The organism is Mycobacterium colombiense (genome assembly GCF_003284975.1).
GTDB lineage: Bacteria > Actinomycetota > Actinomycetes > Mycobacteriales > Mycobacteriaceae > Mycobacterium > Mycobacterium europaeum_A.
Genome location: NZ_QMEU01000040.1, coordinates 1 through 15,186, shown reverse-complemented (window position 1 = coordinate 15,186; position 15,186 = coordinate 1). Strand labels below are relative to the sequence as shown.

At 68.7% G+C, this 15,186-nt stretch carries 5 protein-coding genes; 2 read left to right on the top strand and 3 right to left on the bottom strand.

Annotation, left to right across the window (positions count from 1 at the left end):
* Positions 1–267: 267 nt before the first annotated feature.
* Positions 268–11,304 carry a type I polyketide synthase gene (locus tag DQP58_RS14570; RefSeq protein ID WP_112709044.1) on the top strand — a complete coding sequence of 3,679 codons (11,037 nt, stop codon included), beginning with the start codon at positions 268–270 and terminating at the stop codon, positions 11,302–11,304.
* A 2-nt stretch (positions 11,305–11,306) separates the two neighbouring features.
* On the opposite strand, the gene DQP58_RS14565 is transcribed toward DQP58_RS14570, so the two are convergent.
* The 3 genes from DQP58_RS14565 to DQP58_RS14555 are packed head-to-tail and all read right to left on the bottom strand — an operon-like array spanning position 11,307 to position 14,007.
* Positions 11,307–11,729: a PPOX class F420-dependent oxidoreductase gene (locus DQP58_RS14565; protein WP_112709043.1), complete on the bottom strand. Its 423-nt coding sequence runs from the start codon at positions 11,727–11,729 to the stop codon at positions 11,307–11,309.
* 3 nt (positions 11,730–11,732) lie between these two features.
* Positions 11,733–12,839, bottom strand: coding sequence for an acyl-CoA dehydrogenase family protein (locus DQP58_RS14560; protein WP_112709042.1), 1,107 nt, complete (start codon positions 12,837–12,839; stop codon positions 11,733–11,735).
* Between the two features lie 7 nt (positions 12,840–12,846).
* Positions 12,847–14,007 (bottom strand): acyl-CoA dehydrogenase family protein, encoded by a 1,161-nt coding sequence (locus DQP58_RS14555; RefSeq protein WP_112709041.1) that lies wholly within the window; start codon positions 14,005–14,007, stop codon positions 12,847–12,849.
* 189 nt (positions 14,008–14,196) lie between these two features.
* On the opposite strand from DQP58_RS14555, the gene DQP58_RS14550 reads away from it, so the two are divergent.
* Positions 14,197–15,060 (top strand): ComEA family DNA-binding protein, encoded by an 864-nt coding sequence (locus DQP58_RS14550; protein ID WP_112709040.1) that lies wholly within the window; start codon positions 14,197–14,199, stop codon positions 15,058–15,060.
* The last annotated feature ends 126 nt before the right edge of the window (positions 15,061–15,186 follow it).

Genomic DNA, 15,186 nt, shown 5'->3' with positions numbered 1-15,186 from the left:
ACGGCCACCCTGGCGGCGAGACCAAGATAAACCCTCCGAGTGATCGCCGTCGCAGGCGTGCGCGGGGCACCGCCTACACTCGCTCACGGATCCGGCGGGCCGTTGTGGCGATCGAACGGCCGGACGGGGACGCAGGGCGGCAGTCACACCGGCTGTCGTTGCGTGGTGCGGCGCTGCGGGGACGGCGCCGGCTTCAGGAAATGATCTTCCGAGCGCAACCGGCGTCCCGTGGGGATCGATCGTGACCGGCCAGGAGAGGACAAGCGCATGGCATCCGTCGAAGGTCTGGGCGAGCCGGCATCGGGTTTTGCGATCATCGGTTACGCGGCGCGATTCCCGGGAGCCGCCGATGCCGACGAGTTCTGGGATCTGTTGCAGCACGGCCGCGACGCGATATCCGAAGTGCCGCAAGACCGCTGGGACGTCGACGAATTCTTCGACCCGGAACCGGGGGCACCCGGCAAGGTCGTCACCCGTCGTGCCGGCTTCGTCGACGACGTAACGGGATTCGACGCGCCGTTCTTCGGCATGTCGACCCGCGAGGTCAGGCTGATGGACCCGCAGCACCGCATCCTGCTGGAAACGGCGTGGCGCGCGGTCGAGCATTCAGGCACCGCACCCACCGATCTGGCTAACAGCAACACCGGGGTTTTCGTCGGCCTGGCCACGCACGACTACCTTGGAATGGCATCCGACGAGCTGACGTACCCCGAAATCGAGGCCTACATGGCCATCGGGACCTCGAACGCCGCAGCCGCCGGCCGGATCAGCTATCGGTTGGGACTGCAGGGTCCGTCCGTCGCCGTCGACACAGCGTGCAGCTCGTCGCTGGTGGCGATCCATCAGGCGTGCCAGGCGCTGCGCCTCGGAGAATGCGACCTGGCGCTGGCCGGCGGCGCGAACGTGCTGCTCACCCCGGCGACCATGATCACGTTCTCCAGCGCGCACATGCTCGCCCCCGATGGCCGGTGCAAGACATTCGATGCGGCCGCGGACGGCTACGTGCGCGGCGAGGGCTGCGGTGTCATCGTGATCAAGCGCCTGGAGGACGCGATCCGCGACGGCGATCGGATCCGTGCCGTGATCCGCGGCAGTGCGATCAACCAGGACGGCGCCTCGGGTGGCCTGACCGTACCCAATGGCGTTGCGCAGCAAAGGGTTATCGCCGATGCGCTCAAGCGGGCCGACCTCGAACCACGCGACGTCGGGTACCTGGAAGCGCACGGCACCGGGACGTCGCTGGGTGACCCCATCGAAGCTCAGGCCGCGGGCGCGGTGCTCGGCGCCGGGCGCGAACCCTCCCGGCCGCTGCTGATGGGATCGGTGAAGACGAACATCGGACACCTGGAAGCGGCCGCGGGCATCGCCGGGGTGATCAAGGTCATCCTGTCGCTCGAGAACGAACTGATCCCGCAACACCTCCATTTCGAGAACCCGTCGCCCCACATCCCCTGGGACCGGCTTGCCGTGCAGGTCGTCGAGCAGCCGACCGCTTGGGAACGCAACGGAGAGCCGCGCATTGCCGGGATCAGCTCGTTCGGATTCGCCGGCACCAACGCTCACGTCATTCTCTCCGAAGCTCCCGAGCAAACGGAACACGTCTCCCCGGCACCGCTTCCGGTCGAGCATTCCGGGCACCGCCGGTTCAGCATCCTCCCACTTTCGGCGCGAACGCCCGCCGCGTTGGCGCGGCTCGCGGCCGACTACCGCAGCTGGTTGAGCGCGCACCCCGAGGCCACCCTCGCGGACGTGTGCTTCACCGCCGGGGCGGGTCGGGCACACCTGGAGCAGCGGGCCGCGCTGGTGGTCAACTCGCGAGAATCCGCGGTGGAACTACTCGGCGCTCTGGCGGACGACCGCCCGGCACCGGGGTTGTTCCGCGGAGAATCGCATGAGCCACCGAAGACCGCGTGGCTGTTCACCGGTCAGGGCAGCCAATACCCCGGCATGGCTCGAGAGTTGTTCGACAGCGAGCCGGTGTTTGCCGAGACGCTGAATCGGTGCGCCGCCGCGGTTGCCGACGCTCTCCAAAGGCCGTTGCTCGACGTTGTATTCGATGTGGACGGCCCGGACGGCGAAGCGACGCTGCAGCAAACGTCCTACGCGCAACCCGCACTGTTCGCGGTGGAGATGGGCCTGGCCCGGCTATGGCAGTCGTGGGGCTTCGAGCCCGACGTGGTGCTGGGCCACAGCGTCGGCCAGTATTCGGCGGCATGCGTGGCGGGCGTGTTCAGTCTCGAAGACGGTGCCTTGCTGATGGCCGAACGCGGTCGTCTGTTCGGCAGCCTGCCTTCGGGTGGCCGGATGGTAGCGGTGTTCACCGCCGCCGAGCGGGTCGAGCGACTCACCGACGAGTTCCCCAGCCTGTCGGTGGCGGCCTACAACGGCGCCAACACCGTGTTGTCCGGCCCAGTGGCGGACCTGGAGCGGGCGGTAGCCGCAGTGTCGGCCGACGGTGTTCGGTGTGACTGGCTGGACACCAGCCACGCATTCCACTCGGCGCTGCTGGACCCGATCCTCGACGAGTTCGAATCGTATGCGGGGCGGTTCGACTTCAAAGCGCCGCAACGAATCCTGATCGACAACCGCACCGGCGCGGCGCTGGGCCGCAGCGTGAAGCTCGATGGCGCTTACTGGCGCCGTCACGCGCGCCAGCCGGTGGAATTCGCCAAGAGCGTGCGCACCCTCGCCGAGCTGAGTTGCAAGGTGTTGCTCGAGATCGGCCCGCGACCGGTGCTTACCGCCTCGGCCCTGAGCGCATGGCCCGACCCGGCCACCGCACCGCGGGCGATCACGTCGCTGCGCCGCAACACTGCCGACCACCGGCAGATCACCGAAGCGGTTGCCGACGCGTATGTCCTGGGTCACCTGCCCGACTTCGCGGCCTTCGGGCAGGCGCACGCACGCAAGCTGGACCTGCCCACCTATCCCTTCGAGCGGCGTCAGTACTGGTTCCGCGACGACCGCGAGCGCCCCGACCAACGCCGCGACGTCGGTGGGCCGCGCACCGAAGCGGTCCGCCTGCTCGAGGACGGCCGGATCGAGGAACTCGCCACCCTGCTCGACGGTGCGAGCGGCGATCATCAGACCCTGCAAGTGCTCACCAAGCTTGCGGCACAACACAATCAACAGCGCACGACCCGGTCCATCGAGAACGACCGCTACGAGATCCGCTGGGACACAACGACCGCCGAGTTGTCACCGGCAGACGCGGGCGGGGAGTCGCGATGGGTCATCGTCGCCGACGGCTCCGACGCGGTCCAGCCGTTGGTCGACGCGCTGAGCGCACGCAACCACCGATTCGAGGTCATCGGGTTGCCGGTGTCCGACGCGGACGAGGAACACCTCGTGGGCGTGTTACGCGCTGCCGCCGCGGACGATTCGACGCTACGCATCGTGCATGCCGCGGCCCTGGAGGCGGGGACCACGCCGTCGATGCGCTCACTGTTGCGGATGCAGCACCGGATCCTCGGCGGGACACGGCGACTGTTTCGTGCCGCGGTCGCCGCGCAGTTGCGCAGTCCCATCTGGGTCGTGACCCGTGGCGCGCAGCACGTCACCGATTCGGACACGGTGGCGCCGCATCAGAGCAGCCTGTGGGGCTTCAGTCGCGCCGCATCGCTGGAGCTGCCGCAGGTATGGGGCGGACTCGCGGACTTGTCAGCGGGGACCGCCGACGAATGGTCTGCGCTCATCGACCGGATCGCCCCTGCGGGCGACGCGGCGATCAGGGAAGACCAGCTCGCGCTGCGTGATCGGGTGGTCTACGTTCCCCGGTTGGTTCGGCGCTCCCAGACCCCGGGCGGCACGTCGCTGCAATTGCGCAATGACGCAACGTATTTGGTGACGGGCGGGCTCGGTGCGATCGGGCTGGAGATCGCCGGGCACCTTGCCGCCAACGGCGCCGGGCAGCTGGTGTTGACCGGTCGGCGCGCGCCGACCGATGCGGTCCGACAGCGCATCGACGCACTCGGTGAGGCGCACGGCTGCCGAATCCGGGTCGTGGCCGCCGATGTCGCCGACGCGCACGACGTCGCCCGCCTGCTGGCGGGCGTGCAGGCCGAGTTGCCGCCGTTGGCCGGCATCGTCCACGCCGCGGGCGAGATCGGTACCACGCCCCTGAGCGCCTTGGAGGATGCCGAGGTCGATCGCGTCTTCGCCGGAAAGGTCTGGGGCGCCTGGCATTTGAGCGAGGCGGCGGCGGACCTGAAGCTCGACTTCTTCCTCAGCACGTCCTCGATCGCCTCGGTGTGGGGTGGATTCGGCCAGAGCGCCTACGGCGCGGCGAACGCCTTCCTGGATGGGCTGGCGTGGCGGCTGCGTGAGCAGGGCACCCTCGGCGTCAGCGTCAACTTCGGGCCGTGGGCGGCCGGTATGGCCGACGCCGAATCTCGTGCGCGACTGGATCAGCGCGGGATCCGTACGCTGGCACCGGCCGATGCGCTTGCGGGGTTGTCTGATGTGACGGCGGCCGCCTCGGCGCGGGGCGCCGCCCACGGAGTAGTGGCCCGAATCGACTGGACCCGCTTCTTGCCGCTCTACCAGCAAGCGGGTAGGCGGGCGTTCCTGGCGGAGCTGGAGCGCGAGGTGCCCGATGCGGTGCCCGCGGTGACGTCGGCCGGGAACACCCCGTTGGTCGACCGGCTCACGGCCGCTCCGGTACAGCAGCGCAAGAAACTTTTGACCGATTATCTGCGTGATGCGGTCGCGGAGGTGACCCGCGTCGACGCCGCCGAGATCCGCGAAGACGCAGGGTTTTTCGATCTCGGCATGGATTCGTTGATGGCGGTCGAATTGCGTCGGCGCATCGAGGAAGGGGTGGGTAAGCAGGTCCCCGCCACCCTGGCGATGGATCACCCACGGCTGTCCGACGTGGCCGACTACCTGCTCGGCGACGTGCTCGAGCTCCGCGATCAAACGTCCTCGAAAACGCGATCCCAGCCGGCAACCGTGGTGACGATCCGCACGGACGAGCCGATCGCGATCGTCGCGGTGTCCTGCCGTTTCCCCGGCGCGCCCGACCCGGAAGCGTTCTGGCAGGTGCTGTCCGAAGGGGTCGACGCGATTCGGGAGGTCCCAGAGGACCGATTCGACATCGACGAGTTCTACGACCCGGATCCGGACGCCGCGGGCAAGACCTACACCCGGTTCGGCGGATTCCTGGACGAAATCGACGGATTCGATCCCGAGTTCTTCGGCATCTCGCCGCGCGAGGCCGTTTGGATCGAGCCGCAGCAACGGCTGATGCTCGAAACGGTGTGGGAGGGCCTGGAACGCGCCGGGTACTCGCCGGCCGCACTGCGCGGCAGCAGAACCGGGGTCTTCACCGGTGTGGCGGCCAACGAGTACGCGCATCTGCTGTCGTCGGAGTCGGTCGACAAGATCGAACCGCACTTCATCACCGGCAATGCGCTCAACGCCATCCCCGGTCGGGTCGCCTTCGCGCTGGGACTCGAGGGGCCGGCGGTGGCGATCGACACCGCATGCAGTTCGGCGCTGGTGGCCGTGCACCAGGCCTGCCAGGCGTTGCGCTCCGGCGACTGCGACATGGTGCTGGCCGGCGGAGTGAACGTCCTGCTCAGTCCGGTGACGGTCATCGCCGCCTCCCGCGCGCGGATGCTCTCCCCGGTGGGCCGATGCAAGACGTTCGACGCCTCCGCCGACGGCTACGTGCGCAGCGAGGGCTGCGGAATCCTCGTGCTGAAGAGGTTGAGCGACGCGGAGCGCGACGGCGACCGCATTTGCGCGGTGATCGCCAGCAGCGCGGTCAACCAGGACGGCGCGTCCAGCGGTTTGACTGTGCCCAATGGTGGTGCGCAGCAACGGCTCATCGGGACGGCACTGGCTCGTGCGGGTCTGGCCGGCGGGGACGTCGACTACCTCGAGGCGCACGGGACGGGCACCCCGCTGGGTGATCCGATCGAGGTGCAGGCCGCGGCCGCCGCCTACGGCGCCTCGCGCGACGCTGACCGGCCGCTGCTGATGGGCTCGGTGAAGACCAACATCGGTCACACCGAATCCGCTTCGGGCGCAGCCGGACTGATCAAAGTCGTGCTGTCGCTGCAGCACGAGGTCTTGCCGCCGAGCCTGCACTTCGAGCAGCCGTCGCCGCACATTCCGTGGGATTCGCTGCCCGTGCGGGTCGTCGACAAGACGATGCCGTGGCAGCCCAACGGCAGGCCGCGGCGCGCGGGCGTGAGCTCGTTCGGGTTCACCGGAACCAACGCGCACGTCCTGGTGGAGGAGGCACCGGCACGCGCCGTATCCGCCGACCCGAACCCCGCCGGCGACGCCGCCACGGACTCGGCGTCGCACGCTCAGGGCGCCACGGTGCTCGCGCTGTCCGCGCGGTCACCCGAAGCGCTGGTGGCGTTGGCGCAGCGTTACGAGGCCTGGCTGGCTGCCCACCCGGATGCGGACCTCACCGAGGTATGCCTCACCGCGGGAACGGGCCGGTCACACTTCGAACACCGCGCCGCCCTGGTGGTGGACTCGCTCGAGGGTGCGCGCGAGGCCTTGGCCGAATTGGCCGAGAACCGCCTGCGGCCCGGCGTTGTGCGTGGCGAACACACCCACCACCCGATGACGGCATGGTTGTTCACCGGCCAGGGCAGCCAGTACCCGGGGATGGCGCGTGAGTTGTTCGACACCGAACCGGTTTTCGCCGAAACCGTGACACGGTGCGCGGACGCGGTCCATGACATCTTGCCGCATCCCTTGCTGGAGGTGCTGTTCGCCACCGATCGCGAAACGGCAGGCAAAGCCGGAGAGAGGCTGCGGCACACGTCGTTTGCGCAGCCGGCGCTGTTCGCCGTCGAAATGGGCCTGGCGCGGCTGTGGCAGTCGTGGGGGATCCAACCCGATGTGGTGCTCGGGCACAGCGTCGGCCAGTACGCGGCGGCCTGTGTGGCCGGAGTGTTCAGCCTCGAGGACGGTGCCCGGCTGATGGCCGAGCGGGGCCGGATGTTCGGCAGTCTGCCCGAGGGCGGACGGATGGTGGCGGTGTTCGCCGACGCCAAACACGTCGAGGAGGTCGCCGGCGGATTCCCGCGGGTGTCGGTCGGTGCGTACAACGGACCGAATACAGTGCTGTCGGGTCCGGGTGAGGACCTCGAACAGCTCGTCGCCAAGTTCGGCGACGAGGCGATCCGCTGCACGTGGCTGCAGACCAGCCACGCCTTCCACTCCGAGCTGTTGGATCCGGTGCTCGACGAATTCGAGTCCTACGCAGCGCAATTGGAGTTCGCTGCCCCGACGATGCCGTTGATCTGCAACCGCACCGGGGCCGTGCTCACCGGCCAAACCCCGCTCGACGCCTCCTACTGGCGGCGCCATTCGCGGCAACCGGTGCAGTTCGCCGAAAGCGTGCGCACCGCGGCGGCGTTGGGCTGCTCGGTGCTGATGGAGATCGGCCCGCAACCAGTGCTGACCGGTGCCGCGGTGCAGGTCTGGCCGGAGCACCTGACCGCACCGCGGGCGATCGTCTCGCTGCGTAAGGGCGTCGGCGATCGGCGCCAGATCGCCGACGCGCTGGCCGCGGCCTACGTCGGCGGCCATCGTCCGGATTTCGCCGTACTGCATGGTCAGCGACGTCGCAGGATCGAACTGCCCACCTATCCGTTCCAGCGCCGCCGGTTCTGGCCCAAGACATCCGGCACCGCCGTCGTCGGAGGGGCCGGTCCGTCTTCGGGCATCCTCGGCAGCGCGAAAGACCTCGCCTCGGGGGACTCCGTCTATACCAGCAGGTTGTCCGTCAAATCGCAGCCGTGGCTGTCCGATCACGTCATCTACGGCACGGTCGTGGTACCCGGCGCAACCTACGCGGCGATGGCGTTGGCCGCGGTCGGCACTCCGGGACGGGCGAAGGACGTCTTTTTCTACGAGCCGATCATTCTGCCGGAGAAGAGTTCTCGCGAGGTACAGCTGACCTTGCACCCGCTGCAGGACGGCCGCGAATTCGCCTTCCAGGTGCACAGCCGCCCCTACGGGGAACGCGTTGCCGAGTGGTCGTTGAACGCCGAAGGCACCGTGGTCGCCGGCGCGGACGACGTCACCGACGGGCCGGTGTTCGACGGTGATCCGATCGACGAGGCGCTTGAGCGGCTGAACCGCATGCGTCCACAGGAGTTGTTCGAGACCTTCGCCGACTTGGAACTGGCCTGGGGACCAACCTGGTCCGGTTCCCTGAAGTCGCTGTGGCTCGGTGACGGCGAGGCGGTCGGCGACATCCTCGTCGGTGCCGAACTCGCCGAACAACTCGGCAGCGAGCCGATGCACCCGGTGCTGATGGACCTGTGCACCGGGGTCGCCTTCCCGGCCTTCCCGGCGCTCCTTGCCGCCGAACAGGGCGTCAACGATCTATTCCTGCCGCTGCGCTACGGCCAGGTGATGTTGCGGGAGAAGATGCCGCGGCGGTTCTACTGCCGTGCGCGGTGGCACACCAGCGAACTCAATAGCGAGACCCAGGTATTCGACCTCGATTTCGTCGACCGGGACGGCCGCCAGCTGGGCGGGATTCGCGAGTTCACGGTCAAACGCGCGCCACGCGAGGCGTTGCTGCGCGGCCTCGGCGGCGATGCCACCCGGCTGCTGTACACCCTCGGCTGGCACGAGGTGCCGGCGCCGCCGGCCGACGAAGCCGCAGAGATCGGCGGCACTTGGTTGATCGCCGGATTCGACGAACTGGCCGCCAAGGTGGCGGGCTGCATCCCGTTCGACCGGAGCGCAAACCCGCAGCCGTTGGGGCAGGTGTTGACTCAGGCCGCCGAGCGGGGGCTGCCGTTCTCCGGCGTCGTCTGGCGCGGCGAAGCGCCCAACGCAGGCGAAGGTGGCGCCGACTCGACGAACGCGGCGGCGCGCCTCGAGTCCGAGATCGTCAATCTGCTCAGCGCAGTGCACGCGGTGCAGGGCGGCGGCGTGAATTTGCCTGGGGGACTGTGGATCGTCACCGAGCGGGCCGTGGCATGCGAATCCGGCGAGCCGGTCGACCCGGTGCAGGCGGCGCTGTGGGGGCTCGGGCGCACCACGATCAACGAGGAACCGGCGCTGCGCGCCAAGTTGGTCGATTGCGACGGATCACCAGAGGCCGTGCACGCGCTGGCCAACCTGTTGGCCACCCCGGTGGACGAACCGGAACTCGCGGTGCGACAAGGAAAGCTGCTGGCATCCCGGTTGCTGCCGTGGGCGCGCAGCGGTCATCTCACGGTGCCGCGTGCGGGCGACTACGTCCTGGCGCCCACCGAGCGCGGCGCGATCGACAACCTGCGGCTCACGGAAGTTGACGTGGCGCCCCCGGGCGAGGGCTATGTGCAGGTCCGGGTGGAGGCCTCGGGCCTCAACTTCCGCGACGTGCTCAACGTCCTCGGCCTCTATCCGGGCGACCCAGGACCCATCGGCGGTGATTTCGCCGGCGTCGTCACGCAATTGGGCGCCGGCGTCACAGGGCTCGAGGTCGGTCAGCGCGTCTACGGCTTCATGCAGGGGGCGTTCTCCAGCCGGTTCAACGTGCCCGCCCAGCTGCTCGCGCCGATCCCCGACGGAGTCAGTGCGGTCGAGGCGGCCACCATTCCCGCGGCGGCGCTGACGGTTCGGCTCGCGTTCGACTGGGCACAGCTAAAGCCCGGCGACCGCGTGCTCATCCACGCCGCCAGCGGCGGTGTCGGCCTGGCGGCCATCCAGGTGGCTCAGCAGTGCGGTGCCACCGTCTTCGCCACCGCCAGCACCTTCAAGCGCGCGACGCTGCGCAAGCTGGGTGTTGAGTACGTCTATGACTCGCGCACAACGGATTTCGCCGACCAGATCCTCGCCGACACCGACGGTGCCGGCGTCGACGTGGTACTGAACAGCCTGACCAGCGAGGGGTTCCTCGAAGCGACCGTGCGGGCGACCGCCCAGAACGGCCGCTTCGCCGAGATCGCCAAGCGCGACATCTGGACACCCGAGCAGATGGCGCAAGCCCGTCCCGACATCGCCTACGAGATCGTGGCGCTGGACACGGTGACCTTCCAAGAGCCCGAACGTATTCGGGGCTTGCTGACCGAGGTGTCACAGGGATTGGCCAACGGGGACTGGACACCCCTGCCGGCCGAGATCTACCCCCTGACCGAGGCGCGGGCCGCGTTCCGCCGCATGCAGCAAGCGCGGCACATCGGCAAGATCGTGGTGCAGATACCCAATCCGCTGCAGCCGCGGGCGGATCGGAGCTATTTGATCACCGGTGGACTGGGAGCCATCGGTCTGCACACGGCGTCGTATCTGGCCCAGCTCGGTGCCGGTGACATCGTGCTGACCAGCCGGCGTGAGCCGGGTGCGGACGCGCAACGGTTGATCGAGGAGATGACCGAGCGCTACAAGTGCCGCATCCACGTCTTCACCGCCGACGTCGGCGACGAGTCCGAGGTTGCCGCGCTGCTGGCGCGCATCCGCGCAGAGCTGCCACCGCTGGCCGGTGTGGCCCATCTGGCCGGCGTGCTCGATGATGCGCTGCTGTCCCAGCAGAGCCTGGAACGGTTCCGGACAACGTTGGCGCCCAAGGCATTCGGCGCATGCCACCTGGACAGGTTGACCCGAGACGACGAGCTCGACTTCTTCATCGTGTCCTCGTCGGTGTCGAGCTTGTTCGGTGCGCCCGGTCAGTCCAACTACGCGACCGCCAACGCGCTGCTCGACGGCCTGGTCGCGCAGCGCAGGGCGCAGGGCTTGCCGGCCACCGGCGTCAACTTTGGTCCTTGGGCGCAGGGCGGCATGGCGTCCTCGGAGGCCGCGACCGCCAACATCAGTGCGCAGGGCCTGATTCCGCTGGAGCCGTCGGCGGCCCTGGGTGCCCTCGCCGAGGTCGTCGCGAACGGAACCGGCCAGGCCACCGTCCTCAAGGCCAACTGGCAGCGCGCCGCGAAGGTGCTGGGCAGTTCGCGACCACCGATCCTCGACGTGGTGTTGCCCAGTGCCGTCGGAGAGGTGACCGGTGACAGCGAGTTGCTCAAGCAGCTCATGGAGATTCCGGTGCCGCAGCGCGCCGGTTTCGTGACCGAATTCCTGCAACGGGAGGTGCAGAACTTCCTGCGGCTCGCCTCACCGCCGGCGGCGAGTAGCCGGTTCCTGGACCTGGGGACGGATTCGTTGATGGCGATCGAGCTGCGCAATCGGCTGCACAGTCAGTTCGGCGGTAAGTTCACGATCAACGCGACTGCGGTGTTCGACTATCCGACCATCGGGGGCCTGGCCGAATACCTCGTGGGTCAGCTGCCCGACGCGGACACGGAGCCGGGCCAGCCCGAACCGGTTGCGGCGCAGGAGCCGCAATGATGTCAGGCGCTGATGTCGAACCCGGTGATGACCTTGGTCGGACGCAACCGCACCACTAATTCGCCGGGAACGGCGTTGCGCCTGCCGAATTCGTCGGCGCGGTCGGTGCCCATATAGCGGCCCCCGGTGCGGGTCGCGATGTCCAGCACGTCCTGCGGATCCTCGCTGACCGTGGCCACGCCCTGCACCTGGACGAACGAATACGGCGGATGAGGGTCGTCGACGCAGATCACCACTCGCCGATCGCGGACCAGGGCACGGCCTTTCGACGTGTTGCGACCGGTGTTGAACGCCAACTGCCCGTCATCGACGACGAACCACACCGGGGCGACCAGCGGCCTGCCATCGGCGGCGACGTAGCCCAGCATCCCGGTACGGGTGCCGGTCGAGAGGAACTCGATGACCCTTTCGGTCAGCTCTGCCATGCGTTAGAGGCGGGCCAGGTCGTAGTCGCCGAGGTGGTCGATCAGGTTGTGCAGGTGCTCACCCGAGGTGCCCAGCGTGTGCTCGATCGCGGTGAGCCGGGCGGCGTAGTGGCTGACCGGGTATTCCGCGGTCACCCCGATGCCGCCGTGCATCTGGACCGACTCCTGCGCGATGTGCCGGCCCGAACGGCCGACCTGCAGCTTGGCGCGCGAGGCGATCACCGGGTCGATGTTGCCGTCGGCGATCGACATGGCCGCGTACAGGGTCATGCTGCGGGCCAGTTCCAGCGAGACGTACATGTCGGCCGCGCGTTGTGTCAGCGCCTGGAATTTGTTGAGCGTGACGCCGAACTGCTTGCGGGTCTTGAGGTAATCGGTGGTCAGGCGCAGCGATTCCTCCATGGCGCCCAGCGCTTCGGCGCACAATGCCGACTGGATGCGCACGATGGCGTCGCGGATCGCGCCCGATGCGTCGACCGCCTCGCCGAGGGGCTCGGCGGCAGTGGAGTCCAGGTCGATCTGGGCGCCGCGCTGTCCGTCGAACGTCCGGAACGGGTGCCTGGTGACCGTTGCCGCATCGACGAGAAACAGGCCGGTGCCGCCGCTCGGCAAGGTGGCGCTGACCACGAGGGTGTCGGCGGCGTCCCCGGCCAGCACCGGGTTCTTCCGACCGCTCAAGGTCCACGAATCACCTTGCTGCGCAGCCTTGGTGCTCAGCTCGGCGGACGGATCGCGCTGCCCCGGCTCGAGGTGGGCAAACGCCAACAGCCGCTGCCCGCCCGCGACCTCGTCGAGCAGTTCCTTCTGCGCGTCGGTGCCCAGCCCGGCGATCAGCGCACCGGGTCCCAGCGCGGCGTGCAGTACCGGTTCGGGGGCGAGCCGGCGCCCGACCTCGTTGAGCACCACCATGATCTCGATCTGGCCGGACTCGTCTGGATCGAAACCGAGGCCGAGGATCCCGGTGTCGGCAAGCTGGCTCCAGACCTCGCGGCTCCAGCCGAGATCGGAGCCGATGACCTTGTTGCGGCTTTCCGGGTCGTAGGTGCGCGACAGCAGGTCACGCGTGGTGTCGCGGAGCAGGGCCTGCTCGTCGCTCAGCTGAAAGTCCATGACTGCCTCACAATCCCAGAATCGTCGACGCGATGATGTTGCGCTGCACCTCGCTGCTGCCGCCGTAGATCGACGTCTTGCGGTAGTTGAGGTAGTGCGGCGCGCTGTGTTGGGCCCAGTCCGGCGAGGCGATGTCTTCGCCGTTGGCCGGCAGCGCGTCCGGCCCGGCCACCTCGACGAGCAGTTCGGTGGCCACCTGCTGCAACTGGCTGCCGCGCAGTTTGAGCACCGAAGACGCCGGGTTGGGCTGCCCGTTCGCCGAGTCGGTGACGACCCGCGACTGCGTGAGTTCCAGTGCCAGCAGCTCGTTTTCGGCCTCGGCAAGCCGCGCTGCGAACAGCGGGTCGCCCAGCACTCCGGTGGCCTTGGCGTGTTTCTTCACCTCGGCGAGGCGCACCTTGGTCCGTCCCACCCCGGCGATGCCGGTGCGCTCGTTGCCCAGCAGGAATTTTGCGTACGTCCAACCCTGATTCTCTTCCCCGACAAGCTGATTGGCGGGAACCCGGACGTCCTCGAAGAAAATCTCGTTGATTTCGTGGCCGCCGTCGATCGTCTTGATCGGCCGCAGGGTGATGCCCGGCGTCTTCATGTCGAAGAGCAAAAAGGAGATGCCGGCCTGCCGCTTGGGCGCCTGCGGGTCAGTGCGGACCAGGCAGAAGATCCAGTCCGCGTACTGGCCGAGCGTGGTCCACGTCTTCTGACCGTTGACTACGTAGTCGTCGCCGTCACGCACCGCGGTGGTGCGCAGCGAGGCCAGATCCGACCCCGCCTCGGGCTCGGAGAAGCCCTGGCACCACCAGATGTCGAGGCTGGCGGTCGGGGGCAGGAAGCGTTGTTTGACTTCCTCCGAACCGAATTCGGCGATCACCGGGCCCACCATCTTGGTGTTGAAGTTCAGCGGCTCGGGGACGCACGCCAGCTGCATCTCGTCGGCCCAGATCTGGTGCTGGGTCGGGGTCCAGTCCTTGCCGCCCCATTCCACCGGCCAATTCGGTACCGCCAGGCCGTGCTCGTGCAGGATCTTGTGACTGGTGACGATGTCGTCGTGGTTCACTTCGGCCGAGCCGCGGCGCACCCGCTCGCGCAGCTCCTCGGGAATCTTGGTCGTGTAGATGGTGCGGAGTTCGTCGCGGAACGCGGCTTCCTCGGGCGTGAGCGCCAGTTGCATGGCAGCCTCCTGTCGTTTCGGGGTGACCGTGGCGACGCAGCGCCCCGAGTTGTTTTCTGGCGGTGCTGGTCGTTCGCTCGACTTCCATCTTGACCCATCCCTCGCGGGCCCCGTGCACAGCCTCGGGTTAATCCACAGATCGCCGTTGAGCGGTGCCGTTGTGACGGTCCGCGGGCCTACCGTCGGCCCATGCGAACAGAACTTCCGGCGGAGCGCCTGCACCGGCGGCTCAACGCCGAACCGGAGACCGATGGCGCCGCCGAGCCTGCGGACACCGGATCGGTCTCGACGCAGGAGACCCCGGACGACGACCAGAATTCGCTGTTGCCGCGCTGGCTTCCCGACGCCTCGCAGGACCGCGGCTGGGTGGCCAGGGTGCGCGCCGACCCCGGCCGCGCAGGCGCCATCGGGTTGGCGATCGTGGCGGCGCTGGCAGTGCTGGTCACGGTCTTCACGTTGTTGCGCGACCGGCCGGCGCCGGTGATGTCGGCCAAGCTGCCACCGGTGGAGAAGGTGTCGGCCGCCAGGTCGTCGGCCAGCCCGGGTCCCGCGCCACCCGCGAGCCCCGACCGTCCGGTGGTGGTCAGCGTGGTCGGCTTGGTGCACACGCCGGGTCTGGTGACGCTGGCGCCGGGGTCGCGCATCGCCGATGCGCTGCAGGCCGCCGGCGGCGCGGTGAACGGCGCGGACACCATCGGACTGAACATGGCCCGACCGGTCGGTGACGGCGAACAGATCGTGGTCGGCCTCGCTCCCGTTCCGGGCCAGCCGACGGCGCTGGGCAGTTCGGTCGCCACCGCAACGACGCCGACCTCTAAGGCGCCGGCACCCGGGTCGGGATCGGTCAAGCCGAAGCCTGGCCAGGCGGTCGACCTGAACACCGCGACCCTCGCGGAACTCGACGCTCTGCCCGGCGTGGGGCCGGTCACCGCCGCCGCGATCGTGGCTTGGCGGCAGGCCAACGGCAAATTCACCAGCGTCGACCAGCTCGCCGATGTCGAGGGCATCGGGCCGGCGCGGCTGGAGAAGCTGCGCGCGCTGGTCCGTGTCTGACGCCGGTGTTGCCTCCCGCGCCGGGTGGATCGCCGTCGGGGCATGTCGATGTGCGCCTGGTGCCGGCCGCGCTGACCTGCTGGGCGGTGACTGCGGGCGGGATCTGGTGGTCGGCCGGGCGGATCT